Origin of the sequence: Pseudomonas shirazensis (assembly GCF_050496565.1) — a bacterium.
GTDB classification, from domain to species: domain Bacteria; phylum Pseudomonadota; class Gammaproteobacteria; order Pseudomonadales; family Pseudomonadaceae; genus Aquipseudomonas; species Aquipseudomonas shirazensis_A.
This window is the reverse complement of the sequence record NZ_JBNWAE010000022.1, coordinates 1-24,597: the sequence shown is the minus strand read 5'-3', so window position 1 is coordinate 24,597 and position 24,597 is coordinate 1. Positions and strand designations below refer to the sequence as shown.

At 64.0% G+C, this 24,597-nt stretch carries 21 protein-coding genes; 14 read left to right on the top strand and 7 right to left on the bottom strand.

The annotated features are described in order from the left end of the window. Window positions 1-105 precede the first annotated feature (105 nt). The 3 genes from ACQZ2L_RS23180 to ACQZ2L_RS23170 all read left to right on the top strand — a co-directional run bounded on the left by ACQZ2L_RS23180 (window position 106) and on the right by ACQZ2L_RS23170 (window position 4,790). The gene (locus ACQZ2L_RS23180; protein WP_430328029.1) at window positions 106-2,523 is read left to right on the top strand and encodes a glucose/quinate/shikimate family membrane-bound PQQ-dependent dehydrogenase; all 2,418 of its coding nucleotides are present in this window, start codon (window positions 106-108) and stop codon (window positions 2,521-2,523) included. 115 nt (window positions 2,524-2,638) lie between these two features. Then, the gene (locus ACQZ2L_RS23175) at window positions 2,639-3,919 is read left to right on the top strand and encodes a carbohydrate porin (protein WP_430328028.1); all 1,281 of its coding nucleotides are present in this window, start codon (window positions 2,639-2,641) and stop codon (window positions 3,917-3,919) included. A gap of 178 nt (window positions 3,920-4,097) precedes the next feature. Next, window positions 4,098-4,790: a type 1 glutamine amidotransferase domain-containing protein gene (locus ACQZ2L_RS23170; RefSeq protein ID WP_430328027.1), complete on the top strand. Its 693-nt coding sequence runs from the start codon at window positions 4,098-4,100 to the stop codon at window positions 4,788-4,790. Between the two features lie 50 nt (window positions 4,791-4,840). Here ACQZ2L_RS23170 and ACQZ2L_RS23165 read toward each other — a convergent pair whose 3' ends face one another. Further along, window positions 4,841-5,614, bottom strand: a complete 774-nt coding sequence (locus tag ACQZ2L_RS23165; protein ID WP_430328026.1) for an IclR family transcriptional regulator domain-containing protein — start codon at window positions 5,612-5,614, stop codon at window positions 4,841-4,843. A 144-nt stretch (window positions 5,615-5,758) separates the two neighbouring features. On the opposite strand from ACQZ2L_RS23165, the gene ACQZ2L_RS23160 reads away from it, so the two are divergent. The 5 genes from ACQZ2L_RS23160 to ACQZ2L_RS23140 all read left to right on the top strand — a co-directional run bounded on the left by ACQZ2L_RS23160 (window position 5,759) and on the right by ACQZ2L_RS23140 (window position 11,552). Next, window positions 5,759-6,574, top strand: coding sequence for a shikimate dehydrogenase family protein (locus tag ACQZ2L_RS23160; RefSeq protein WP_430328025.1), 816 nt, complete (start codon window positions 5,759-5,761; stop codon window positions 6,572-6,574). Window positions 6,575-6,600: 26 nt separating this feature from the next. After that, window positions 6,601-8,334 (top strand): FAD-dependent oxidoreductase, encoded by a 1,734-nt coding sequence (locus tag ACQZ2L_RS23155; RefSeq protein ID WP_430328024.1) that lies wholly within the window; start codon window positions 6,601-6,603, stop codon window positions 8,332-8,334. Further along, window positions 8,324-8,644 carry an NIPSNAP family protein gene (locus tag ACQZ2L_RS23150; RefSeq protein ID WP_430328023.1) on the top strand — a complete coding sequence of 107 codons (321 nt, stop codon included), beginning with the start codon at window positions 8,324-8,326 and terminating at the stop codon, window positions 8,642-8,644. The genes ACQZ2L_RS23155 and ACQZ2L_RS23150 overlap by 11 nt, the downstream gene beginning before the upstream one ends. Window positions 8,645-8,715: 71 nt before the next feature. Beyond that, window positions 8,716-10,449, top strand: a complete 1,734-nt coding sequence (locus ACQZ2L_RS23145) for an FAD-dependent oxidoreductase (protein ID WP_430328022.1) — start codon at window positions 8,716-8,718, stop codon at window positions 10,447-10,449. Between the two features lie 140 nt (window positions 10,450-10,589). Then, window positions 10,590-11,552 carry an endonuclease gene (locus ACQZ2L_RS23140; RefSeq protein ID WP_430328021.1) on the top strand — a complete coding sequence of 321 codons (963 nt, stop codon included), beginning with the start codon at window positions 10,590-10,592 and terminating at the stop codon, window positions 11,550-11,552. A 7-nt stretch (window positions 11,553-11,559) separates the two neighbouring features. On the opposite strand, the gene ACQZ2L_RS23135 is transcribed toward ACQZ2L_RS23140, so the two are convergent. Next, window positions 11,560-12,645 carry a GlxA family transcriptional regulator gene (locus tag ACQZ2L_RS23135; RefSeq protein WP_430328020.1) on the bottom strand — a complete coding sequence of 362 codons (1,086 nt, stop codon included), beginning with the start codon at window positions 12,643-12,645 and terminating at the stop codon, window positions 11,560-11,562. 85 nt (window positions 12,646-12,730) lie between these two features. Between ACQZ2L_RS23135 and ACQZ2L_RS23130 the strand changes: the two genes are divergently transcribed. The 3 genes from ACQZ2L_RS23130 to ACQZ2L_RS23120 all read left to right on the top strand — a co-directional run bounded on the left by ACQZ2L_RS23130 (window position 12,731) and on the right by ACQZ2L_RS23120 (window position 17,295). After that, on the top strand, window positions 12,731-13,714 hold the full coding sequence (locus ACQZ2L_RS23130; protein ID WP_430328019.1) for an aliphatic sulfonate ABC transporter substrate-binding protein: 984 nt from the start codon (window positions 12,731-12,733) through the stop codon (window positions 13,712-13,714). 62 nt (window positions 13,715-13,776) lie between these two features. Next, on the top strand, window positions 13,777-14,895 hold the full coding sequence (locus ACQZ2L_RS23125; protein WP_430328018.1) for an aryl-sulfate sulfotransferase: 1,119 nt from the start codon (window positions 13,777-13,779) through the stop codon (window positions 14,893-14,895). Window positions 14,896-14,973: 78 nt separating this feature from the next. Continuing rightward, window positions 14,974-17,295 (top strand): TonB-dependent receptor, encoded by a 2,322-nt coding sequence (locus tag ACQZ2L_RS23120; RefSeq protein ID WP_430328017.1) that lies wholly within the window; start codon window positions 14,974-14,976, stop codon window positions 17,293-17,295. Here the strand turns inward: ACQZ2L_RS23120 and ACQZ2L_RS23115 are convergent. Then, window positions 17,283-18,431, bottom strand: a complete 1,149-nt coding sequence (locus ACQZ2L_RS23115; protein WP_430328016.1) for an ATP-binding protein — start codon at window positions 18,429-18,431, stop codon at window positions 17,283-17,285. The two genes, ACQZ2L_RS23120 and ACQZ2L_RS23115, sit on opposite strands and share 13 nt — an antisense overlap. A 329-nt stretch (window positions 18,432-18,760) precedes the next feature. Between ACQZ2L_RS23115 and ACQZ2L_RS23110 the strand changes: the two genes are divergently transcribed. Then, complete coding sequence (locus ACQZ2L_RS23110; RefSeq protein ID WP_430328015.1) at window positions 18,761-18,964, top strand: hypothetical protein; 204 nt, start codon at window positions 18,761-18,763, stop codon at window positions 18,962-18,964. 5 nt (window positions 18,965-18,969) lie between these two features. Here the strand turns inward: ACQZ2L_RS23110 and ACQZ2L_RS23105 are convergent, their stop codons facing one another. The 3 genes from ACQZ2L_RS23105 to ACQZ2L_RS23095 all read right to left on the bottom strand — a co-directional run bounded on the left by ACQZ2L_RS23105 (window position 18,970) and on the right by ACQZ2L_RS23095 (window position 22,036). Beyond that, on the bottom strand, window positions 18,970-19,356 hold the full coding sequence (locus ACQZ2L_RS23105; protein ID WP_314872403.1) for an NUDIX hydrolase: 387 nt from the start codon (window positions 19,354-19,356) through the stop codon (window positions 18,970-18,972). A 128-nt stretch (window positions 19,357-19,484) separates the two neighbouring features. Beyond that, window positions 19,485-21,185 (bottom strand): FAD-dependent oxidoreductase, encoded by a 1,701-nt coding sequence (locus tag ACQZ2L_RS23100; protein WP_430328014.1) that lies wholly within the window; start codon window positions 21,183-21,185, stop codon window positions 19,485-19,487. Beyond that, entirely contained in the window at window positions 21,182-22,036 is an 855-nt protein-coding gene (locus ACQZ2L_RS23095) for an IclR family transcriptional regulator (protein WP_312389138.1), read from the bottom strand. Before ACQZ2L_RS23095 ends, ACQZ2L_RS23100 begins: the two co-directional genes overlap by 4 nt. Window positions 22,037-22,288: 252 nt before the next feature. Between ACQZ2L_RS23095 and ACQZ2L_RS23090 the strand changes: the two genes are divergently transcribed. Further along, window positions 22,289-23,116: a sugar phosphate isomerase/epimerase family protein gene (locus ACQZ2L_RS23090; RefSeq protein ID WP_430328012.1), complete on the top strand. Its 828-nt coding sequence runs from the start codon at window positions 22,289-22,291 to the stop codon at window positions 23,114-23,116. Between the two features lie 68 nt (window positions 23,117-23,184). Continuing rightward, on the top strand, window positions 23,185-23,808 hold the full coding sequence (locus ACQZ2L_RS23085) for a glutathione S-transferase family protein (RefSeq protein WP_430328011.1): 624 nt from the start codon (window positions 23,185-23,187) through the stop codon (window positions 23,806-23,808). 14 nt (window positions 23,809-23,822) lie between these two features. Here ACQZ2L_RS23085 and ACQZ2L_RS23080 read toward each other — a convergent pair whose 3' ends face one another. Next, on the bottom strand, window positions 23,823-24,296 hold the full coding sequence (locus tag ACQZ2L_RS23080) for an isochorismatase family protein (protein ID WP_430328010.1): 474 nt from the start codon (window positions 24,294-24,296) through the stop codon (window positions 23,823-23,825). Window positions 24,297-24,597: the final 301 nt, after the last annotated feature.

The window sequence follows — 24,597 nt, the reverse complement described above, 5'->3', positions numbered from 1 at the left end:
CAAGCCCAGGCCTGCGACAATAGGCCTCAAGCGTAAATGTACCAACTTGTTAATTAGCTTGCTAAGAGCTTAAACTTGGCGCATTCCACCTGCGAGATCCTTGGCATGAACGACTCACCGCGCGCCTCTGGCGCCTCGAAAATCATTCTGGTTGGCCTGGGCGTGATCATCGCCCTGCTCGGCCTGCTGCTGGCTGCCGGCGGCATCAAGCTGGCCGGCCTGGGCGGCTCCTGGTACTTCCTGATCGGCGGCCTGGCCATGGCCATCGCCGGTGTCCTTATCGCCCGCCGCAAGGTCGCTGGCGCCTGGCTGTATGCCGCTTTCCTGCTCGGCACCGCGCTGTGGGCCGTGATTGATACCGGCCTGGTGTTCTGGCCGCTGTTCTCGCGCCTGTTCATGTTTGCCGTGATCGGCACCGTGGTCGCGCTGGTGTACCCGCTGCTGGCCCGCGCCAACGGCACCGCCACTGGCCGCGGTGCCTACGCCGTCGCTGGCGTGATGGCGATAGCGGTCGTGGTTGCGGCGGGCAACATGTTCGTCGCCCACCCAAGCGTCGCCCCAACCGGCAAAGGCCCGGGGCTGACCGCCGTCGAACCTGCGCAAGCGCAGAAAGACTGGGCTCACTACGGCAATACCGAAGGTGGCAGCCGCTTTGCCGCCCTCGATCAGATCAACCGGGGCAACGTCGACAAGCTGCAGGTCGCCTGGACCTACCACACCGGTGATGTCGCCCTCAGCGATGGCAACGGTGCCGAAGACCAGCTGACCCCGTTGCAGGTCGGCAACAAGGTGTTCATCTGCACCCCGCACAACAACCTGATCGCACTCGACGCCGACACCGGCAAAGAGCTGTGGAAAAACACCATCAACGCCCAGTCGAAAGTCTGGCAGCGTTGCCGCGGCATGGCCTACTTCGACGCTAGCGCGCCGCTGGCCCAGCCCTCCCAGCCGAACAGCTCGCCGGTCGTTGCAGCGACGGTTGCCCCTGGCGCCAACTGCCAGCGCCGCCTGCTGACCAACACCATCGACGGCCGTCTGATTGCAGTCGACGCGGATACCGGTGAGTTCTGCCAAGGCTTTGGCAACAACGGTCAGGTCAACCTGATGGCAGGCCTGGGCGATGTCCCGGATTCGTTCTATCAGCTGTCCTCGGCACCGCTGATGGCCGGCACCACCGTGGTGGTTGGCGGGCGTGTTGCCGACAACGTCCAGACCGACATGCCAGGTGGCGTGATCCGTGGTTTTGACGTGATCACCGGGCAAATGCGCTGGGCCTTCGACCCAGGCAACCCTGAAGACCGTAATGCCCCGACTGACGGCAGCACCTACGTGCGCAGCACGCCGAACAGCTGGGCGCCGATGTCCTACGACCCGGCAATGAATACCGTGTTCCTGCCGATGGGTTCGTCGTCCACCGACATCTACGGCGTAGAACGCAGCAAGCTCGACCACACCTACGGCGCATCGGTACTGGCGCTGGACGCCACCACCGGTAACGAGAAGTGGGTTTACCAGACTGTCCACAACGACCTGTGGGACTTCGACCTGCCGATGCAGCCGAGCCTGATCGACTTCACCAAGGACGACGGCCAGACCGTCCCTGCGGTGGTGATCGGCACCAAGGCCGGGCAGATCTACGTGCTCGACCGCGCCACCGGCAAACCACTGACCCAGGTCGACGAAGTGCCGGTCAAGCCAAGCAACATCCCCAACGAGCCGTACTCGCCGACCCAGCCGAAATCGGTCGGGATGCCACAGATCGGCGCGCAGACCCTGACCGAGTCGGACATGTGGGGCGCAACCCCGTATGACCAACTGCTGTGCCGCATCGACTTCAAGAAGATGCGCTACGACGGCCTCTATACCGCGCCAGGCACCGACCTGTCGCTGAGCTTCCCGGGTTCGCTGGGCGGCATGAACTGGGGCAGCATCTCCACCGATCCGGTGCATGGCTTCATCTTCGTTAACGACATGCGCCTGGGTCTGTGGATCCAGATGATCCCGTCGCAGAACCAGGGCAAAGCCGCCGGTGGTGGCGAAGCACTGAACACCGGCATGGGCGCGGTACCGCTGAAAGGCACGCCGTACGCGGTGAACAAGAACCGCTTCCTGTCGATTGCCGGCATCCCGTGCCAGGCGCCGCCGTTCGGCACCCTGACCGCGATCGATATGAAAACCCGCCAGGTCGCCTGGCAAGTGCCGGTCGGCACCGTTGAAGACACCGGCCCGCTCGGCATCCGCATGCACCTGCCGATCAAGGTTGGCCTGCCGACCCTGGGTGGCACCCTGTCGACCCAAGGCGGCCTGGTGTTCATCGCCGGCACCCAGGACTTCTACCTGCGTGCGTTCAACAGCGGCAACGGTGAAGAAGTCTGGAAAGCCCGCCTGCCCGTCGGCAGCCAGGGTGGCCCGATGACCTACGTCTCGCCCAAGACCGGCAAGCAATACGTGGTCGTCACCGCTGGCGGTGCGCGTCAGTCGACCGACCGTGGCGATTATGTAATGGCCTACGCCTTGCCATAACCCGCGTCACTCCCGTGCGGCATGAGGCCGCTCCTGCACACGCTTTGCAGGAGCGGCCTCATGCTTTCAGCGGCGCTATTTATCACCACCCCGCGATTCCCAGGAAAGCTGCGCAATGTCCTCCGTGTTCCGTTATACCCCTACCCGCATCACCGCCAGCCTGCTGCTGGTACTTGCCAGCAACGGCGCCATGGCCGAAGCAGATCTGCTCCAGCGCAATACCCTCAGTGGTGACTGGGGCGGTCTGCGCCATCAGCTTGAAGACGATGGCGTCAAGTTCAGCGCCGACTACAGCGGCGAGACCGCCTACAACGCCGACGGCGGCCTGCACCGCTCGGCGCGCTATTCGCAGAACATCAAGCTGGGTGTGCAGTTCGACTTGTCGCGCTTGTACGGGCTGGACAACGCCGGCAAGGTCCAACTGAGCATCAACGACCGCCGCGGCCACAGCGCCTCGGAGGAACTGGTAGGCAACCGCCTGCCGATCCAGGAAAACTTCGGCGGCCTGTACACACGCCTGACCGAGTTCAGCTACGAGCGCAACTTCACCCCGGCGCTGAACATCAAGCTCGGCTACATGGCCATGGGCAACGACCTCGGCGGCCTCGACAGCGGCATCCTGTGCAACTTCATGAACGCCGGTTTCTGCGGGCATCCGCTGAACATGTCCGGCGGCAGCGGCTGGACCAACTACCCCAATGCGCGGCTCGGTGCGCGGGTCAAATATGACCTGACGCCAGCCTGGCAAGTGCGCGTGGCGGCGTTCAACGTTGACCCCGAGAGCAACGGCAATTCCAGCCGTGCCTGGAAGCTGGGGCCCAAGCACACCACAGGCACGGTGGTGCCGGTAGAGCTGGTGTACAAGCTGCAGGGCGAATTGCCGGGTGAGTACAAGCTTGGCTATTACTACGACAGCTCAAACGTCAAACGCATTGGCAGTGATGACGAAGTGGCTGGCCGTGGTGGGCACTACCTGCTGATCGATCAGGCGGTATGGAATGACCCAGGGCTGGCGGGCCGTAGCCTGCATGCGTTTGGTCAATACTCGGCGTCGAGCAAGGCGGCCTCGCCGTTTACCAAGTGGTATGGCACGGGCGTGGTGCTGTACCAGCCGTTTGCAGGCCGCCCGCGGGACACCTTGTCGCTGGGCTATGGCCGAGCGGTGCCGAACCCGCGTAGTCGGGATGTGCTGGAGGATGCAGCTGCTGGCAGTGATCGGGAGTTCCCGAATATCGACAGTGCTGAGCAGTTGATCGAGCTGAGTTATGGATATCAGGCCACGCCCTGGCTGAATCTGCGGCCGGATGTGCAGTACATCATCGAGCCTGGCGCGTTTTCCGGGGCTGACATTGATAATGCGCTGGTGGTGGGATTGCAGGTCAAGGCCAGCTTCTGATGATGTTGATCTACCAGCGACCTCGGGAGGCCTCGCGCAGGGCTTGCGCAGCGCGGTCCTCCCGGGGCAAACCCACCAAAGAAAACAGATAAGCGCACAACAACGGGCTGAACATATCCGCCAACAAAGCCTCTGAAATAAACGCACCCAAACATCCAGCTTTGGAGGACAGCCTCACATGAAGATTCTGATGGTCCTGACATCCCACGACCAACTCGGTGACACCGGCAAGAAAACCGGCTTCTGGTTGGAAGAGTTCGCCGCCCCTTATTACACCTTCATCGACGCCCAGGCCGAGGTCACCCTCGCCTCGCCCAAAGGCGGCCAGCCGCCACTGGACCCGAAAAGCGATGAGCCCGACGCACAAACCGAAGCCACCTGCCGCTTCGCCGCTGACAGCAAAGCGCAAGCGCTACTCGCCGACACCCTGCCGCTGGGCGAGATCGACCCGTACGACTTCGATGCGGTGTTCTACCCAGGCGGTCACGGCCCACTGTGGGACCTGGCCGAGGACCTCGATTCAAAAACCCTGATCGAGGCCTTCTACGCCTCGAACAAACCGGTAGCTGCGGTGTGCCATGCCCCAGGCGTGCTGAAAAACGTCAACGCCGCCGATGGCAGCCCGGTCGTCCAGGGCAAACGCGTGACCGGCTTCACCAACTCCGAGGAAGAAGCTGTCGGCCTGACCAAGGTGGTACCGTTTCTGGTCGAGGACATGCTCAAGGCCAAAGGCGGCAACTACTCCAAAGCCGCCGACTGGGCCAGCTACGTGGTCGAGGACGGCAACCTGATCACCGGCCAGAACCCGGCATCGTCGCAAGCGACGGCAGAGGCGCTGCTGGCGCGACTGCGCCAGGAACAGGCTGACTGACACAAACGTTCGCCGCAAGCGCTCAGGCGCTGGCGGCGAACCACCCTCAGCTACAAGGTCATGATCGGCCGCAACAACGCCTGCCCTTCATACAACGCCGACAAGTAGCGTTCGCGCATCTGCTCGGTGGTCATTCGCGAGGCATGGGTAGTGATGGTCAAGACCGCCTGCAACTGCCCTTCCCGATCGATCAGCGGCACGCTCAGCACGCGCATCCCCACCTCGTATTCCTGATCCAGCAACACATACCCGCGCTCGCGTGCCAGGTTGATCTGAGCGCGCACCTGTGTCTCGTCGATCAAGGTATACGGGGTAATCGCGCGCAACGGGTTACGCGCAAAATAGCCTGCCAGCGCTTCTTCATCGAGGCTCGCCAGCCATAGCCGACCGCTGCCGGTGCAGTACATCGGCACCCGCGAACCGGGGCGAATCGACAGCGACGCGATGTGGCTGTAGCGGCTGCGCACGATGTGCACGATGTCGTCGCCATCACGCACCCCGACCGAAACATGCTCCTGAGTGGTTCGCGCGACCTGCTCGACGATCGGCCGCAGCATGCGCGGCAAAACCGCCGAATCGACGTAAGCCTGGCCGATGCGCAGGGCTTTGGCAGTCAGCCAGTAATAGCGGCCATCGGTTTGCGCGTAGTCGTCATGCACCAGGGTCAGCAGGAAGCGCCTGGCCGCGCTATGGGTCATGTCGGCGAGCCGCGCCGCTTCGGGCACGCTCAAACGCGGGTGGTCCTGGGAAAACAACTGCATCAACGCCAGGCCTTTTTGCAGCCCGACGATCAGATCGCGCGAGTGGATAGTGGGCTGCTTCATCACGCCTGCGCTCATTTGGGAGATGAGTGCGATTATCGCATCAGCAGCGCGATTATCAACCAATCTGGCATTCACCTTGATTGTCGCTGCAAGCCGCAACTCGCACTATCGGCTCACAACAAAGCCAACCAGCGAGTGCTGCATATGATCAAGGGATCGACCCAACTGGTCGCCATCGTCGGCTCACCGATTGCCCAGGTGAAGTCACCGGAAAACTTCAATCGCTGGTTCGCCGAGCAAGGTCAGGACACCGCCATGCTCGCCATCGACCTGCAGCACACGGCCCTCGACGGCTTCGTGACTATGCTGCGCGGCTGGCACAATCTGCGTGGGTGCGTGGTGACCGTGCCCTACAAGCAGCAGCTGGCCAGCCGCCTGGACGGCCTCAGCGAACGCTCCCAGGCGCTGGGTACGGTCAATGTGATTCGTCGTGAAGCCGATGGCCGCTTGCTCGGCGACATCGTCGATGGCGAGGGCTTTCTCAATGCCGCGCGCAAGCAGGGCTTCGATCCGCGCGATAAAAATGCACTGGTGATCGGCACTGGTGGCGTTGGCAGCGCCATCGCCTATTCGCTGTGCCAGGCCGGACTGACCAGGTTGGCCATCAGCGACCTCGAAGGCCAGCGTGTCGAAGCGCTGGCTGAGCTGCTGCGCACCTCCTTCCCGCATATCGCCATAAGCGCCAGCCCCGCTTCGCTGGCCGAATTCGACCTGGTGGTCAACGCCTCGCCGGTGGGCATGGGCGCTGCTGGCGACGGGCCGATGCCACTGCCAGTCGCGCTGATGCAGACCCTGCGCGACACCACCCTGGTCGCCGACGTGGTCACGGCGCCGGCGTTCACGCCGTTCCTGTCGTTTGCCCGGGGCATGGGCTGCGCCATCCAGACCGGCCCGGAAATGGCGCTGGCGCAGTTGGGCAATCTTGGCCACTTCATGGGCGTGACCCCGCTGGATATCTGACCCGCAGGGTCAATCAGGTGACAGATATGAACAACAACAATTATGACCTGATCGTGCTCGGCAGCGGTGCTGCCGGTTTCGCCGCTGCGGTCAGTGCTAGCAGCCTTGGCTTGAACGTGCTGCTGGTGGAAAAAACCGACCGCTTCGGCGGTACCTCGGCGATTTCCGGCGGTGCGGTCTGGCTGCATGACACCGACCAGGCGCGGGCCGCCGGGCTGCAGTTGCCGGCCGAGCAGATGCGCCTGTATCTGCAGCAGGTCATCGGCGCCAACTATCAGCCCGAACTGGTCGACGCCTTTATCGAACATGGCCGTGAGGCGCTGCGTTTCCTGCAGCAAAACAGCGAGCTCAAATACAGCCTGCGGCCGTTGTCGCCGGATTATTACCCGGACTTGCCCGGCGCGACCCTGAGCGGGCGGGCGCTGGAGATCGACGAGTACGACGGACGCCGCCTGGGCGCGCAGTTCAAACACCTGAAGCAACCACCGGACGGCATGCTGCTGTTTGGCGGGATGATGGTCAATCGGGTCGATATCCAGCACTTTCTCAGCTGCAAGCGCTCACTGCGTTCGCTCGGCCATTGCCTGAAGCTGCTCGCGCGTTATGGCCTGGACCGTCTCAGTCACCCGCGCGGCACCCGCCTGACGGTCGGTAATGCGCTGATCGCGCGGCTGGCCACCACGGCATTTGCCAATGGCGTCGAGCTGTGGCTCGAGGCCTCGGCGCAGGGGTTGATCGTCGAGGACGGTATGGTCAGCGGCGTGCGCATCCAGTGGTGCGGCGAGGAGCGTGCAGTGCGCTCCCGTGGCGGGGTGCTGCTGGCCATGGGCGGTTTTGCCGCCGGTGAACACGCCGGCGAGTGGCGCCCAGCCAGCGCTGCGCCGCACTTGAGCATGTCTCCGCCAGCCAATGTCGGCGATGGCCAGCGCCTGGCGGCATCAGTGCAGGCAGCGCTGGGCGAGCAACTGACAGCCAACTTCTTCTGGGCGCCGGTCTCGCGGCTGCGCAAGGCCGACGGTAGCGAGGAGCGCTTTCCGCATTTGGTCACCGACCGCGCAAAGCCTGGGGTGATTGCCGTCAATCAAGACGGCCAGCGCTTCGTCAACGAAGCCGACTCCTATCACAGTTTTGTCGAGGCGATGTTTGCCAACGGCGGCGCCAATGCGCCCTGCTGGCTGGTCTGTGACGGCGAGGCGCTGAACACCTACGGCCTGGGTCTGGCGCGACCGCGGCCGGTCGACAACAGCGCATTGATCGCAGCCGGTTACTTGCTGCGGGCCGATAGTCTGGCCGAGCTGGCCGCCCAGCTGGCGATCGACCCTGGCAATTTGGCGCAGACCGTACAGCGCTTCAACAACGACGCCGCGGCAGGCGTCGACCGCCAGTTCGGCAAGGGCAGCAATCCCTACAACCGCTACATGGGCGACCCGTTGCACACGCCCAACCCTTGCCTGAGGCCGCTGAACAAGCCGCCCTACTACGCCATTCGCCTGCACACCGGTGACCTCGGTTCGGCGCGCGGGCTGGTCACCAACGGCCAGGCCAATGTGCTCAATGCACAGGGCGCACCGATCCCCGGGCTATATGCAGCCGGCAACGAAATGAACTCGATCGTGGCCGGCACCTATCCAGGGCCGGGCATCACCCTCGGCCCTGCCCTGACCTTTGCCTACCTGGCAGCCAAAGACATCGCCGGCCGCCTGAATAGCGCCAACTCAACCCATTCAACACAGCACTCTGGAGAGCAGCATGTTCTATGAACTACGCACCTACACCCTGAAACCAACCAAGCTGGCTGACTGGCTGGCGCTGTACAAAAGCGCTGCGTTGGAAGTACAGCAAGAGCACCTGGGCAATCTTCTCGGTTTTTTCACCACCGAAATTGGCGAGGTCAACCAAGTGGTACACCTGTGGGCCTACACCAGCCTGGATGAGCGCACCGCCCGCCGCGCCGCCATGGCCGCCGACCCGCGCTGGCTGGAGTTTGCCCGCCAGAACAAAGCGCTCGATGCGGTAGTCACGCTGGAGTCGCGCCTGCTGCGCCCGACCGATTTCTCGCCGCTGCAATAACCGCGCAGGTTACCAAGGCTCGCGCCCACTCGGCGCAGCCGCTTCTTCAAGCCATTACAACGGAGGCTGCCTTGAGCGCTTTGCCGTCGAACACTGCTGCCCTGTCGGCCAGCCAAACCCTGCAATGCGACGTGCTGGTGATCGGCTCTGGCGCCTCGGGCCTGGCTGCAGCCGTCACCGCTGCCGAGCTCGGCCTTGAGGTCATCGTGGTCGAGAAGGAGCCGGTCTTCGGTGGCACCAGCGCCTGGTCCGGGGGCTGGCTGTGGGTCCCCGGCAACCCGCTGGCAGGCGCTGATGGCGGGGCCGCCGACATCGAGCAGGCGCGGATTTACCTGCGCAACGAACTGCATTGTGATCAGCTCGATACGCGCCTGGAGGCGTACTTGCGCCACGGCCCGGAGATGGTCGGGTTCTTCCAGCAGCACACCGAAGTGAAGTTTTTCTGCGGCAGCACGATGCCTGATTTTCACGCCAGCCCGGGCCATGCCCAAGGCGGCCGCTCGGTCTGCGCCGAACCCTATGACGGCCGCGAGCTGGGGCCGTGGATCAACACGCTGCGGCGCCCGCTCGACCTGATCAGCCCGGCCGGCATGGGCATTGCCGGCGGCGCTGACTTGAATCATTTGCTCAATGCCAGACACCGCTGGCGCTCACTGCGCTACGCCGGCATGCGCGTATTGCGCCATGCCCGAGACTTGCTTCGGCATGGCCGCGGCATGCACCTGGTCAACGGCAACGCGCTGGTCGCACGGCTGCTCAAAAGCGCCCTCCAGCGCGATGTGCAGCTACTTGCGCAAACCCCCGTCCGCGCCTTGCTCAGCGACGGCCAGCGCGTGCTCGGCGCAACCGTCGAGCACGGCGGGCGACGTATCCAGGTACACGCCAGGCGCGGGGTCGTGCTGGCATGCGGCGGCTTCCCCCACGATCGCCAACGCAGCGCCCAGTTGCTCGCTCACTGTGCCGACGGCAGCGAGCACTTGAGCGCTGCCCCCAAGGGCAACAGCGGTGACGGCCTGCGCCTGGGTGAAAGCGTCGGTGCGCAGGTGAGCGCCGACATGGCCCATGGCGCTGCCTGGGCACCGGTGTCGCGGGTACCGCGTGCCGATGGCGGCTTCAGCGGCTTCGCCCACCTTATGGAACGGGCCAAGCCGGGCTTTATCGCGGTGCGGCAAAACGGCCAACGCTTCGTCAATGAGGCCGACTCCTACCACGACTTCATGTGCGCGCTGTTTGCCGCCACCGCGCCGAATGAAAGCCCGGTGGCCTGGTTGATCTGTGACCACCGCGCGCAGCGCCGCTATGGCCTCGGTTGGTCAAAGCCATGGCCGTTTCCGACCACCCCCTACGTGCGCCAGGGCTACCTGCACAAGGCGCCCACATTGGCGGCACTGGCCGGCCAGTGCGGGATCGATGCCGAGCAATTGCACGCGACCGTGGCCCGCTTCAATCAGCATGCAGACCAGGGCCGGGACCCGCTGTTTCAACGTGGCGAGTCAGCCTACAACCGGGCCCAGGGTGAACCCTTGCACGGCCCCAACCCGTCATTGGGCAGTGTCCGGCAGGGGCCGTTCTACGCGGTCAAACTGGTACCGGGCAGCCTTGGTACGTTCACCGGGCTGGTCACCGATGCCCAGGCCCGCGTGCTCGACCAACAGCAAACGCCGATCCCTGGGCTGTTCGCGGTGGGCAATGACATGAACAGCATCATGCGCGGCTATTACCCCAGCGGCGGCATCACCCTCGGCCCAGGCATGACCTTTGGCTACCTGGCGGCGCGCGTGCTGGCGGGCCAGGACCTTGGATAAACATGGCTGCAAGCCAGCACCCCTGCATGGCCAAAGGGTGCTTGGCTGTAAGCATAAGCCTGCCCTGATGTAGGCAAGATAGACAGGTTTCGTGCGTATAATGCGCGCCCCCAACCTGATAAGCCTGACTAAGCCTGACCATGAAAAAACTGCTGTATGTCCTCGGGCTGAGCCTCGCGGTCATTTACCCCGCCTTCGCCACACCGCCTGCCACCTTCACCGAAGCCAAAGTCGTCGCCAAACAGAAGATCTATCTGGACCAGGCCAGCAGCGCCATGGGCGAGCTGTACTGTGGCTGCAAATGGACCTGGGTCGGCAAGTCCGGCGGCCGTATCGACCCGGCGTCGTGCGGCTACCAGACGCGCAAGCAACAAAGCCGCGCCGAGCGTACCGAATGGGAGCACATCGTCCCGGCCTGGACTTTCGGCCACCAGCGCCAGTGCTGGAAGAACGGCGGCCGGGAAAACTGCGCCAACGACGATCCGGTGTTCAAGGCCATGGAAGCCGACCTGTTCAACCTCTACCCGGCCGTGGGTGAAGTGAATGGCGACCGCAGCAACTTCAATTACGGCATGGCCGCAAGCGTCGGCCCGCAATATGGCCAGTGCCAGACCCGCGTCGACTTCAACCAGCGCGCTGCCGAGCCGCGTGATGAGGTCAAGGGCCTGGTCGCACGCACCACCTTCTACATGTTCGATCGCTACAACCTGAACATGTCGCGGCAACAGCAACAGCTGCTGATGGCCTGGGACAAGCAGCACCCGGTGACGGCCTGGGAGAAGGAGCGCGACCGGCGCATCAGCGCTGTGATGGGCCATTCCAACCCTTTCGTGACCGGCGCCCGCAGCTGGACGCCGGGCTACAAGCCGGTGGCCGATGGCGTGGTCAGCAGTATCCCGGCAAAAACAGCGCGTCCTGCTCCACAACCGTCGCTGGCCAGTGCCAACACCGGCACGATCATCGGCAACCGCAACAGCCATGTCTATCACCTGCCCAGCGGCTGCCCGAGCTACAGCCAGGTCGCCAGCAAGAACCAGGTGACATTCGACTCCGAAGCGCAGGCGCAGGCTGCCGGGTACCGCAAGGCAGGCAACTGCAAATAGCCGCTGGTTATTGCGCCAAGTGGTCCATGGCAATCGCCAGCCGGGGAGCATGGCGATACCCGGTCTGCCCTGCCGCTGGCGCGTCCTGCGCCGCCGAGTTGAGCCGCGAGCGTGAGCGATAGGCCAACGGGCTCACGCCCAGCTGGCGCTGGAAGCTGCGGCGCATGCGCTCTTCATTGCCGAAGCCGGTGGTTTCGGCAATCCGCTTGATTGGCTCCTGGCTGGTTTCGAGCAAGCGGCAGGCTGCCTCGAGGCGCAAGGTCTCGACCGTCTGTGCCGGGGTGCCGCCGGTAGCTGCGGTGTAGGCGCGGGCAAAGTGGCGCGGGCTCATACCGAACTTCTCGGCCAGGCGCTCGACGCGCAGATCACTGTTGAGGTTTTCGGCAATCCAGGCATGCAGGCGTACCAGGCGCTGATCACGGTCGCTGCGCAGGGCGTCGCTCTGCGCCTTCAGTGGGGCACTGAGCTGGGCCTGCTCGGCCGAGCGGCGCAAAAACAGCGTGAAGTAGCGAGCCAGGGCCAGCGCAGCATGGGGGCCGAGGTCCTCCTCGAGCAACGCCAGCCCCAGATCGATCCCGGCACTGGCGCCACCACAGGTCCACAGCGCGCCGTCGTGCAGGTAAAGCCCGTCGTGCTCAACGGTCAATGTCGGGTAACTGCGCTGCAGGCTCTCGGCAAACTGCCAGTGGGTGACCACCCGCCGCCCGTCGAGCAGGCCGGCAGCGGCCAGGGCAAACGCGCCGCTGCCAATCGAGCAGACGCGCCGCGCACTTGGCGCGCGCCGTTGCAACCAGGCAATCACCTCGGTGTCACTTTCCAGCGCCGCCACCCCCGGCCCGCCAATCACGATCAGCGTGTCCAGTACTGCCTCGGCCTCGACCTCCTGCAATGAGCGGGTCATGACCCCAATACCGGAAATCGTCTCGACCTCGCCCCCTGCGGGCGAGGCCAACACCACCCGATACGGCGGGTTACTTGCCAACTCGCCAGCAAGTACCCGCGGCGCGGCGGCGAACACCTCCAACGGCCCGGCGGCGTTGAGCAGCAAGGCGCCGGGGAAGGCCAGCACCAGTACCGTTCGCGGCGCCGCCATGGCAGAAAACGAGGGGTGTTTGACATGGTGGGGACGAGGCCGCGTGGACATACTGAGCGCACTTTCCAATTCAAGAGCCCAGACGATGCCGACAAAATCGTTGCCTGCCAAGTACCTTGCGCGCCCCCTGGCACAGCTGTTGCTGACCAGCCTGCTGTTCGCCGCCCTGCCCGCTCAGGCAGCGTCGGTGGCCGAACTGGAGGTGGGTGACCAGAGCGGCTTGACCCAGGCCCTGCTGGCGGCAGCGGGTGAGGATCAAGGGCTGCCTTATCGCCTCGACTGGCATCCTTTTGCGGCCGGCACTGCATTGCTCGAAGCCCTGAACGCTGCGGCAGTCGATGTCGGCGTAGTCGGCAATGCTCCGCCGGTCTTCGCCCAGGCCGGCGGCTTTGATGTGCGGGTGGTAGCCGCTGCCGAAGGCGCGCAGAACAACAACGCCCTGCTGGTTCAGGGCAACTCGTCGATTAGCCAGGTCGCCGAGCTCAAGGGCAAACGGATTGCCGTGGCCAAGGGCACCAGCGGTCACTATCTGCTGCTGGCAGCGCTTGCCCAGGCCGGACTGCGCAGCAGCGACGTCAAGCTGATCTACGCCAGCCCGGTCGATGCGCAAAACGCCTTCGCCAGTGGCAAGCTGGATGCCTGGGCGGTGTGGTATCCATTTGTCGGCCAGGCCACCTCGCGCGGTGCACGCAAGCTGCTCGACGGCAGCCAATGGCCAGAAACCGGCCTCAACTTCACCGTCGCCAGCCTCGCGGCGCTGCAAGACCCGGTCAAGGCCGAGCCGCTTGGCGACTTCATCCAGCGCCTGGCGCGCGCGCAGGACTGGGCCACCGCGCATCCCGACGCCTGGGCCACGCAACTGGCCACAGTCACCCGCCTGCCGTTGCCTTTGCTGCAAGAGATGCTCGCCAGCCAGCAGTTGCACTACGTGGCGCTGGACCCGCGGGTGATCGACCTGCAGCAACGTCTGGCCGACTGCTTCACCGAGGCACGCTTGCTGCCCCGCCCGATCAAGGTCGCAGAGGCCTTCGACGACCGTTACAACGCGCTGTTGCCCCACCGCCCGTGACCTGAACCCCGCGCGCCCATGCCGCACTCGTCGGCAGGGCTGCGCTCATCTGGAGAAAAGCCATGCCCGCACTCGACCGCACTACCTTGCGTCGCCATGCCACCGGCCTGATCGGCGTCGACGCCGAACGTTCGGCTGGCGGCTACACCCTGTTTGCGCCGCAGACCGCCGACGGCAACGTGTACCTGATCAACCTGCGCGGTGAGCAGGTGCACCACTGGAAACTGCCGCAGCGGCCCGGCCGCGATGCGGTGATCCTGGCCAATGGCAACCTGGGCTACAACGGCAACCACCCTGACTCGGCAGAGCTGTTCGGCGGCTGGTCGGTCTGGCATGGCGGTGCCTTCAGCGAGGTTACCCCGGATGGCGAGGTGGTCTGGGAATACACCGACCTGGCGCACCACCACGATGCCCAATGGCTGGCCAATGGCAACCTGCTCTACACCACCGTCGAGCCACTGCCGACCGCGTTCGCGCAGCGCATTCAGGGCGGTATCCCCGGCAGCGAAGCCGCAGGCGGGGTGATCTACGGCGATGTGGTCAAGGAGGTCGACCGCAGCGGCACGCTGGTATGGCAATGGCGCAGCTGGGAGCACCTGGCGCCGGAGGACTACCCGCTGCACGCCTGCTTCGAGCGCTATCACTGGCCGATGACCAACGCCGTAACCCCGGGCCGCGATGGCAAGGTCATTCTCAGCCTGCGCAGCGTGTCGGCGGTGATTGCCGTGGACAAGGCCAGCGACCGCGTGCTTTGGCGCCTGGGTCACGATGTGGTCGCCCAGCAGCACTGCCCTAGTGAACTTGAGGACGGGCGCATCCTGATCTTCGACAACGGCATCTCGCGGCCACACGTGTCGATGCCGCACTCGCGGGTCATCGAAGTCGACCCGCATACCCAGCGCATCGAGTGGCAGTACGCCGACAGCCCAGGCTATGCCTTCTTCACGCCGTTCATGGGCGGTGCCCAACGCCTGCATAACGGCAATACCTTGATCACCGAAGCCAACTTCGGTCGCCTGTTCGAGGTAACCCGCGCCGGCGAAGTGGTGTGGGAATACATCAACCCGCACTTTGCCGCCTACCCGGACGCCGCCTCGCGTGCGTACCTGCCCGGTGAAAACAACGCGATCTTCCGCGCCCATCGCTATCAGGCTGCCGATATTCCCTGGCTGCGCGACTGAGCCAATACCACTCAACCCTTACGATCACGCTTACGCAAACCACGCGCAGCGAGAGGTGCCTCATCACTGGAGTTACCGATGAACCTGCGTTTTTCTCATCAGCGCCGCGCGTGCGTCTGGCCCCGTGTTATCCCCGGCCTGTTCGCGCTGGCGTGCAGCCCAGGCCATGCCGCAGAGCCGCTGGCAGCGTCGGCGCACGCCGACGACGCGACCCTGCAAACCGTTACCGTCAATGCCCGGCGCCGCGAGGAAGATGCGCAAAGCGTACCCACAGCGATGTCGGTGTTGTCGGCGCAGACTCTGGAGAACCAGCGGTTGTACCGGCTGCAAGACCTGCAACAAGCCATGCCCAGCGTCAACGTCGCGTTCATGCATGCCCGTCAGTCGAGCCTGTCGATTCGCGGCCTGGGCAACAACCCGGCCAGCGACGGCCTCGAGGGCAGCGCCGGCATTTACCTGGACAACGTCTATCTCGGCCGACCAGGCATGGCCGTGTTCGACCTGCTCGACATCGAGCAACTGGAACTGCTGCGCGGCCCGCAAGGCACCTTGTTTGGCAAGAACACCACCGCCGGAGTGCTCAATATCAGCACCCGGCGGCCGACCTTCAGCTCCGAGGGCAGCGTCGCCACATCAATCGGCGAGGACGGCTATCAGCAGACACACGCCAGCCTCGGCGGGCCATTGAGCAGTACTTTGGCAGGACGCCTCTCGGCCTACCGCACCGAGGAAAATGGCTACGTCGATAACCAGTTCAATGGTGAAACCCTGGGTGGCGGCACCCGCCAGGGCCTGCGCGGGCAATTGCTGTTCGAACCCAACGACAGCTTCAACCTGCGCTGGATCGCCGATTACAACGAAGAGGACTCCAGCGCCGGCACCCGGTCGCTGTTCAGCACCGGGCCGACCATCAACGGCGTCAACCGCTATCAGCAGCGCGCCGCAGCCGTGGGCGCAACGTTGGTCGAGGGCCGTCGGGTCAATCTGGATGCCGAACAGAACGTGCGCGTATTTCAGGGTGGCAGCTCACTGGAAGCCAGCTGGACCCTGCCGGGTGATTACACCCTGACCTCGATCACGGCCTGGCGCTGGTGGGACTTCACCCCGCGCAACGATGACGAGCTGAACGTGCCGGTGATGCGCAATGTCGGCCAGTCGGCGCGCGACCGCCAGTATTCGCAGGAGCTGCGCCTGGCCTCGCCGCGTGGGGAGCTGTTCGACTATGTGGCCGGGGCTTACTACATGCGCCAGGAAATGCGCAATGAAGTGTTCACCGACTACGGCCCGCTCGCCGACACCTGGAACGGCACGCCTCAAGGCGCCTTGAACGATGTCTACAGCCTGGGTAAAGGCCGCATCGATACCGACAGCTTCGCCCTGTTCGCCCAGGGCACCTGGCACCTGACGCCACGCCTGGACCTGAGCGCCGGCCTGCGCGGCACCTATGAGGTCAAGCAGGCGCGGGTCAGCCGTATTGCGCCCAGCGGCGGCGCGCCGGTCAGTGGCGCTGCTGCCAACGTGCGTGCGGCGCGGCTGGGTGCGTACGACTCGGGCGACCTTGGCCTGTACAGTTTCAGCCCCTCGGCGCTGGTCAGCCTCGCCTACCATTTCAATGATCAGGTGATGGGCTACGCATCGTTGTCCCACGGCGAGAAGTCCGGCGGAGTCAACCTCAGCGTTGCCAGCGCGCCGGTGGCCGGCGCCGACTCACTGTTGATTGGCAGCGAACGCGCCAACGATGCCGAGCTTGGTCTCAAGAGCAGCCTGTTCGATCAGCGCCTGCTGCTCAATGCCAACCTGTTCTGGACCGAGGTGCATGGCTACCAGACCAACGCCTATGACGACGCCAACCTCACCAGCTACCTGACCAATGCCGGGGCCGTGCGTAGCCGCGGGCTGGAGCTTGAGTCGACGTTGCTGCCGATCCGCGGGCTGACCTTGAACCTCAACGGCTCGTGGAACGACGTGCGCTATCGCGACTACGCTGACGCGCCCTGCCCGGCTGAGGTCGCCTTGCAGCCAGGCGCACCGGCCTCCTGTGATCTGAGCGGGCATGCGGTGGTCGGCGCCTCGAAGTGGATCTTCAATGCCAACGGCGGCTATGAATGGCAGGCAGGAATGGTGCGGCCTTACGTCAACGCCAGCTACGCATTCCGCTCGCACGCGGTCGGCACGGTAGATGACTCGCGCTTTGCGCAGTTGCCCAGTTATGCGCTGGTCAATCTCTCGGCAGGTGTGCGCGGCGACCTCGGCGACGGCCAATGGGACCTGTCGCTGTGGTTGCGCAATGCGGGCAACAAGACCTACTACACAACCTTGTGGAACTCACCGAACGGTGCCTACACCGGGGTGTTGGGCACGCCGCGCACGCTTGGCGTCACTGGCCGCTACGACTTTTGAGCAACCGCTGCCACCTGCAGCGGGATACGCACGTTGAAGGTGGTGCCTTTGCCGGCAGTCGACTCGACCTCGATGCTGCCCTGATGGGCGCTGACGATGGCCGAGGCAATGTACAGCCCAAGCCCAAGGCCCGCGCCAGCACCGTATTTGCCGGCTTCGTCGTGTACATGGCGAACCATTGGGCTGAACAGGCTGGCCCTGGCCGCAGCGTCAATGGCCGGCCCCTGGTTGTGCACCGATAACAGCGCGTGATCGCCTGCAGCTTTGAGCGTCACGGTGACCGCCGTGCCTGGTTCGCCATGCTCGATGGCATTGCCGATCAGATTGGTGATCACCTGCTCCAAGCGGGCGCGGTCAAAGCTGCCGGTCAGGCTGGGCGCGGCCTGCAGGATGATCTCCCGATCAGGGTGATAGGCGCGGGCTTCCTCGACCATGCTCCGACAGGCGTGGGCAAAGTCGCCATCACTGACCGATACCGGAATGCCCGGGCCGAGCTGGGTGCGGGTGAAGTCGAGCAAATCACCCACGATAGTGATCGAGCGTTTTACGCTGGTGTGGATGCGTGACACGTTCTTCATGGTTCTGGGCGGCAGATCACTCTCCCCAAGCATGACCTCCGAGCTCAGCGCAATGGCCCCGAGCGGGCTGCGCAGGTCGTGGCCGAGAATGCCGAGGAACACATTGCGTGCGGCATCCACGGCGTGGGTGTAGGTGACCACCGACTCGGCCAAGGCCTGGTCAATGGCTTCGTTGAAGCGAATGATGTCGCCGATTTCCTGATCTTTGCTGAGGTGAGCGGGCGGCATCCACAGCACCAGCACACTGGTACGCAGGGCGCGGTACTCCGCAATCATCTGGCCAATGGTGAAGCCCGTCGCCTGACGAATGTCGGCGTGGGTCTCGGCAGCCGTGGTCTCGTCCAGCACAGGGCCTTCGCCGTGCGACTTGAGAATCCTCTCGGCATGGCTCTGCGGCGTCTTCAAGTCGGCTGCAATGGTGCGCAGCATCTGCTCGGCATGGTCGCGCAGGCCGACTGAGTCCAGGCCATCGGCGGCCGGCGTCAGGGTCCGGGCGAAGCTTTCCCATTCCTTGAGGATAGGTTCGATGTTGTCGAGGATGAATTCAGCCAAACGCATGCCGTGATCCTGTTTTCAAAAACTGTAGGGTGATGAACCGATGCCCCGCGCGATGCATCGCATCACAATAGACCATACCCGCAGCGCCTGCCCTGAGACGCCGCAGTCCCCGTAGGAGCGGCCTTGTGTCGCGAAAGGCGCGCGTAGCGGGCCCGACATATTGCGGTGCAGCACAAATCATGGGCCCGCTGCGCGCGCCTTTCGCGACACAAGGCCGCTCCTACACGTGCGCGTCAGCGCGGCTGCCACCGGTCGGCCTAGTATTAGTCTGCTTGCTTAGTACCACCAATATGACTAATAGTTTGGTATTGCCATCGGAGGCACTCAGCATGCGCGCACGTTTTGTCGTGGTTTCGGCTTTACCGGTCAAGGAATATCACTACCGCAGAGCGGTAGGCTTTTTTACCGCGCCTTCGTGCAATGGCTTTGACTTGTATGACAATGTCGCCAAGCTGCGCCTGAGCCCTACTTATGCCAAGCGCGCAGATGCCCAGGCAGAATGTGCCAGGCGCAATGAAACCGCCTGCGCTTGAGCCATTCAGGCCATCAGGGCAGGCAGCGCACGGGCCATCAACGCTGAAGCGTTGGGGTTTAGTTGGGTCTTTTTCAGCGCAACGCGCTTGACCCATTTGCAGGCGACAATCTCGTTGCCGGGTGCGGGTTTGGCACCTTCGAACAGTTGCGTGGTGAAAATGTGATGGAGCACGCTGCCCTCTTCCAGGGTGCATAACTCCAGCAGTGCTTCGCAGTCGAGCCCAGTCTCCTCGCTCATCTCCCTTGCAGCCGCCTGAACCGGCAGTTCCCCTTGTTCGATCGCGCCGCCAGGAAAATTCCATTTCCCTCCCGACTTGCGCACCAGCAGCACATTGCCTTCGCGCAGGCAAATGACTGTGGCGCGGGCGCGCAGCTTAGCGGAGCCTGGCACAGGCCCCTCCAGCTTGGAGCGAATCGGTGAATGAAGCAGCTGAATCAATCATGGCAAAAACCCATCATGTAGATGGCCTATTGAGTAAGTAGTAGCTCAATTGGTTCAGCGCGTCTCACCCACGGCCATCATTTGCCTTGCGCAGCATGCAAACCTGCGATGTAGCCGAAGGTCATCGCCGGGCCGAGGTTGATCCCGCCTGACGGATACATGCCGCCCATGATGCTGGCCATATCGCTGCCCACTGCATACAAACCTGCAATAGCCACGCCTGCGCTGTTCAGCACCTGCGCGTTGCCGTTGGTTTTCAACCCGGCAAAGGTGCCAAAGCTGCCAGGGCGGACCTTGACCGCATAGAACGGGCCATGCTCGATCGGCGCAACGCACGGATTGCCCTCGGTCACTAGAGGGTCACCCTGCTTGCGGTTATAGGCACTAAGCCCACGGCCAAACTCCGGGTCCTCACCCTTGCGGGCATGTTCATTGAAGCTGCGCACGGTTTCGAGCAAGCCTGCCGGGTCGATCCCGCAGGCTTTCGCCAGCCCCTCGAGGGTAGCGCAGCGCTGCAGATAGCCGCTGCGCACCGACGGCCCCACCGGCAGCGGGAACGGCCGCGAATGTCCAAGGCCGAAGCGGCGCTGGAAGCGGTGATCGCAAATCAGCCAGGACGCAACCTCCTCGCCTGCTGGCGCGGCAGCGACCATGGCGGCGGTGTAGTCGTAGTAGCCGTCAGCCTCGTTGACGAAGCGCTTGCCGTTGGACAGCACGCCGATCACTCCTGGCTTGGCCCGGTCGATGATATGCGGGAAGTGGCCGCTGCTGCCGTCGGCATGGCGCACCAGCGACACCGGCGCCCAGGCTGCCGCTGAAGCAACGTCGCGTTCGAGCACGCCGCCAACCGCCTCGCCCAGCGAGATGCCATCGCCGCTGCACTGAACCGGCGGCAGGGCCAGGTGATCTTCGGCGGCCGAGGTACGCGGGAACAGCGCTTGCCGGCGCTGTAGATCGTTCGGGAAGCCGCCGGCGGCCAGCACCACCCCACCTCGCGCATGAATCTCCGCGGGGCCATCAGGCGTATCGACCAACGCGCCCGTAACCCTGCCCTGCTCTTGCAGCAAACGCTGCGCAGGCGCCGATTCGATCAGCGTCACGCCCAGGTCTTCGGCTGACTTGGCCAGCCGGCCCACCAGCGCCACGCCATTGACCAGGTGCATGGCCCGGCCATGCACGGCCATGTCGCGCAGGTGCCGGAGCATCCGCTTGCTGACGTGCAGCAGTGACTTGAACGAACGGGTCATGCTGAGGAACGCTGACAGGTCAGCACCAGCCATGATCGGCATGCCCATGAACGAGGTCTCGCGCATGGTCTTGCGCATGCGCTTGATCAGCGGTCCCATGGCGCGCGCGTCATACGGGGCGGCGATCACCTGATGGCCTTGGGTAGCTGCGCCCGGCAAGTGCCCGTGAATATCCGGGATGCCATTGCCGTCGGCCCACTGCAGCGCGGTATTTTCTTCAAAAAACGCGACCATCTTCGGCGCATTGTCGAGAAACGCATCCACCCGCTCGGCGTTGTAGCGGGCGCCGAGCTGGTGTTTGAGGTAAGTACGGGGTTGCTGCGGGTCCTCCTGGATACCGGCGCGTTTGGCCAGCGGATTGCCCGGCACCCACAACCAGCCACCAGACCACGCCGTGGCGCCGCCAAAGGATGAGTGTTTCTCCACCACAATGACCTTCAGCCCCTGCGCCGCAGCAGTAACGGCCGCCGCCAGCCCCGAGGCGCCCGAACCGATCACCAGCAGGTCGCAGTCCATACGTCGCATGTTCATGCCTGGCCCCCCGGGGTGAGGCTCAGAGCGGTCAGGCCTGGGCTCATCAGGGCTGGCGAGCCGGGTATCAACTGCTGGATCTCTGCCACCGCTGCGATCAGCGCCGGCGCGATCTGATGCAGCCGTGCCTCGCCAAGACGAAAGACCGGCCCGGCAACACTGACTACGCCGATCACCTCGTGGGTGACCGGATGATGCAATGCCACCGCGATGGCCGACATCCAGTCGGCAAAGGTCTGCACAGCCAGCGCATAGCCTTGCTCACGAGCGGCCTGAATATTGGTCAGCAGCGCTTCCACCGTCTGCGGTGCGTTCGGGCCATAATTCTGCACTTGCCCCAGGCCCTGCCTGAGAATCAGGGCCAGGGCCTGCTTGTCGGTCATGCTCGCCAGCCACGCATAGCCACTGGCTGAACAGGAAAGCCTGGCCTCCATGCCCATGTCTGGGTCATAGCGCAGCCCGGAACGTGCGCCTTGCGCACGGGCAACCCAGGTCAGGCGCTGCTCGTCCACCACCGACAGCCGCACCAGCTCGCCGACCTCGGCCGCCAGCCGGTTGAGCACCGGTTGCACCGCATCGATCGTGCCGTCAGCGGCCAGGTGAGTGAACGCCAGCGCCTGCAGTTTGGAGGTCAGCACATACGTGCCGCGCTCGTGCTCCTGCCGGGCGTAGCCGGTGTCGCACAAAGTGCTCAACAGCCGGTGGGTGGCGCTGCGGGGGATCTGCAGTTGCTCGGAAATGTCAGTCAGCGAACTGCCTTCGGCGCTGCTGGCGAGCAGTTCCAACACCGCAAGGCCGCGATCGAAGAGGCCTGCGTAGGGTGATTCTGCGGTGCTTGCGACGTTGCTCATCAAAGTCTCCTGGTCCCGGGCTACATAAGTCAGCCCATATGGATTTTCCGTTGCTGGAAAACTATTCCAGCAACGCAGGAGGGTCAATCAGCGGCCAGCGTTGGGCGAATTAATCAGGGCGATTATCGAACGAAAGCATTGTCCATGCGCGCTTTTCGAGTAGTCCTCGCTGCCGGATTTGATTAAAACTGGAACTCTATTCTAACCGGCGCGGCGCCAGCCCAGCGCCGCTACACAATTAGAGAGCCAAGCATGAGCGATCAGATATTCTCCCTTGCCGCCCTGACCGTCCTCGAGCTGTCCCCGCCAGACATGGTCGAGGTTGCAGCGCGCGCCGGTTACAGCCATGTCGGCCTGCGCCTGGAGCCTGCAACCCCTGAAGAGCACCACTTCCCGCTGGTAGCCGATGCACAGTTACGGCGCCAGACCCTGCAGCGCCTGCGCGACACCGGCACCAAGGTGCTGGATATCGAGATCCTGCGGCTCAAGCCAGACACCCAGGTGCAGGCGTTTCTGCCCGTCCTTGAGGCCGGCGCCGAATTCGAAGCAAGCGACCTGCTGATTGCCGGCAACGATCCGGATCCCGTGCGTACGGCCGACAATTTCGCCGCGCTGTGCGAGTTGGCGCTCCCCTTCGGTATCCATGTCAATCTGGAGTTCATGCCCTGGACCGATGTGCGCAACCTGACCGAGGCGTGGCACATCGTCGAGCAGGCTGGGCGCAGCAACGGCGCGGTACTGGTCGATGCCTTCCACTTCGATCGCTCAGGCTCGTCGCTGCAAGCACTGGCTGCCGCCAGCGCCACTGCGCCACAGCGCCTGCGCTACGCCCAGCTGTGTGACGTGGTGGGCCCACGACCTGCGGAGATGGCCGAAATCCTGCGCCAGGCTCGTCAGGAACGGCGCTTCCCAGGGGATGGCGATTGTGACCTGCACGGTTTGCTCAAGGCATTGCCGAACGGTATCCCGCTGAGCCTGGAGATCCCCACCCGGCAACTGATGGAGCAAGGCGTCAGCGCCTATGACCGCGCCAGACTGGCGTTGGACAAGGCACGCGAGGTTCTCGCCAGCCTGCGCTGAGCACTTTCACGCTTGACCGCGCTCAGGCCCTAAGCGACGATCTGCAGCCCACAGACAAGGACGCAACCATGCTTCGTATCCTCGGCAGAGCGGCATCGATCAACGTGCGCAAGGTACTCTGGACCTGCGCTGAAATTGGCATTCCATTCGAGCGTGAAGACTGGGGCTCTGGCTTTCAGTCGACCCAGGACCCGGCGTTTCTGGCGCTCAACCCGAATGCGATGGTGCCGGTGATTCAGGACGGCGATTTCACCCTGTGGGAATCGAACAGCATCATCCGCTACCTGGCCAATCGCTACGGCGATGCAGCGCTCTACCCCACTGAAGCCCAGGCCAGGGCGCGGGTCGACCAGTGGATCGACTGGCAGGCGACCGACCTCAACCAGTCCTGGGGCTACCCGTTCATGGCGCTGGTGCGCCAGTCGCCCGCGCACCAGGATGCCCAGGCTTTGAGCGCTGGTTGCGCGCAGTGGGATAAAAACATGGGCATTCTTGAGCACCAACTGGCGGCGAGCGGCGGTTTTGTCGCCGGTGAGGTGTTTACGCTGGCAGATATAGCCATTGGCCTGTCGGTGCACCGCTGGATGTCGACGCCGTACGCCAAGCCTGAGCTGCCTGCGGTCAACGCTTACTACGAGCGGTTGAGCACGCGGCAAGGTTTTCGCTCGCATGGGCGTAACGGCACACCCTGACCGTTCGCCCCGACCTACAACTCGGCAAGCACCTCGGCCCGCGTAGTCACCTGGCGAAAGTGGTGCTGCCACAGCTCGATGCCGAGCTTGCCAGAACGGTCCAGCGACGAGCCGATGGTGAGGTCGGTGACCAGCGTCGGCGACAGGCCGGCATCGAACAGGGCAAAGCCTGCGGCGAGTACGCAGGTTTCTGTTTGCAGACCACACACCAGTACGCGCTCGACGTCCATCTGCTTGAGGTAGTCGAGCATCGCTGCAGTGGGCCCGTAGCCGTGCTTGATGAACACCTGATCGACTTCCACCAGGCATTCATCCTGCGCCGCAGGGTGCCAGCCGAGCTGGCGTTCGAAGGGCGTCACCTGCTCGTCATGCAGCTCGACCGAGGCAATGGTCGGGATACGCGCAGAAAACGCCCGCACGCCATCTACCAGCCACTCTGGCGGGCTAAACGTGGACTGGACATCGACAACAAGCAAAACCTGACGCATAGAGTATTCCGAGGGTATGCAGTAGCCGCGCAGTATATCGATGGTTCAGCCGATTGGGACTGCTTCGCGCCCCTCGCAACGCCCCCAGCTGAACGCGATCCCCGTAGGAGCGGCCTTGTGTCGCGAAAGGCCAGCGTAGCTGGCCCGGCGATTCTGCGATGTAGCAAAAATCCTGGGGCCGCTACGCGACCCTTTCGCGACACAAGGCCGCTCCTACACGAACGGACTATCGGTGCCCGAATACACTAACAACCGCCCCCAGGTGCGACGCAACGCCCCCAGCTAAACGCGATCCCTGTAG